Source organism: Mycobacterium sp. (assembly GCF_040398885.1).
GTDB lineage: Bacteria > Actinomycetota > Actinomycetes > Mycobacteriales > Mycobacteriaceae > Mycobacterium.
In genome coordinates, this window is sequence record NZ_JBBATF010000314.1 from 1 (window position 1) to 1,325 (window position 1,325).

The window sequence follows — 1,325 nt, forward strand, 5'->3', positions numbered from 1 at the left end:
GTTCCACGAAGTCCCCGGAACCTCCCGCCGAAGCGGTCTTGACGATGTTCGTCGCCCGCTGGGTCAACTCCGCGCGCAGTCGCTGGACCGCGCGGGGCGTGAACCCGCGGGAGATGATGCGGCGGAGCCGGTCATGATGCTCGCCGTCCATGTTGAGCAGGATGACGCTCTGCATATCGATGTCTTCGCGCTTCATATCGTCGGCGAACTGCGGCAGAGCCGTGTTGGGGCCCGAGTGGAACACGTCGCTGCGCCGCGAGACCTCTTTGACGTCCCGGTGCCTGGTGACGACCCAGTACCCACCGTCGTTGAAACCGCCCTTGCCGATCTGCTGCTCGCACCACCAGACCGGGGCGACCTTTCGCAACTCGGCCAACTCTTCGACCGGGAGCTGCACAACGTTGCGATCCGGGTCCAGGAAGTCGAAGCCATGCGGCAGGTTGGGGCCGGCGCCGGGATCGGGCACGGGATCGGGCATAAGCGTTGCGCTCCTTGGAACTATGACGTGTTCTAGTGCCAGTAAAACACGGCTCCACCACAGACAAAAGGCATGGCGGCCACCGCGCTTGTCATATTACTGAAACCTGTTCTAGCCTGACCGAATGGGCGTTCCCGTCATCGTCGAGGCCACCCGCAGCCCGATCGGCAAGCGCAACGGATGGCTGGCCGGACTGCACGCCACCGAGTTGCTCGGAGCCGTGCAGAAGGCTCTGGTGGACAAGGCAGGCGTCGACCCGGGTCAGGTGGAGCAGGTCATCGGCGGCTGCGTCACCCAGTACGGCGAACAGTCCAACAACATCACCCGGGTCGCCTGGCTGACCGCCGGACTTCCCGAACAGGTCGGCGCCACCACGGTGGACTGCCAGTGCGGCAGCGCCCAGCAGGCCAACCACCTGATCGCCGGATTGATCGCCGCCGGCGCCATCGACGTCGGGATCGCCTGCGGTATCGAGGCCATGAGTCGCGTCGGCCTGGGCGCCAACGCCGGGCCGGACCGCTCCAGGATCCGCGCCGAGTCCTGGGACATCGACATGCCCGACCAGTTCACCGCCGCCGAACGGATCGCCGCCCGGCGCGGCATCACCCGGTCGGACCTCGACCATCTCGGTCTCATCTCCCAGCACAAGGCCAAGCGGGCCTGGGACGAGGGTCGATTCGACCGGGAGATCTCCCCCATCGAGGCGCCGGTGATCGGCGTCGATGAGCCGCTTGCGCGGAGAGCATCAGATGGAGCCGGGCAGCCCACCGCCGAACGTCACACCGTCAGCCGCGACCAGGGCCTGCGCGACACCACCGCCGAGGGACTGGCCGCGCTCAAGCCGGTG

The 1,325-nt window shown here is 67.0% G+C and carries 1 protein-coding gene and 1 pseudogene; one reads left to right on the forward strand and one right to left on the reverse strand.

What is annotated here, in order from left to right; all coding sequences use genetic code 11:
• Positions 1 to 478 (reverse strand): annotated as a pseudogene (locus ADBZ5U_RS16420) (steroid C27-monooxygenase); the annotation flags it as partial.
• Positions 479 to 602: 124 nt separating this feature from the next.
• On the opposite strand from ADBZ5U_RS16420, the gene ADBZ5U_RS16425 reads away from it, so the two are divergent.
• Positions 603 to 1,325 (forward strand): thiolase family protein (locus tag ADBZ5U_RS16425; RefSeq protein WP_526811969.1); only part of this gene is annotated, 723 nt, incomplete at its 3' end.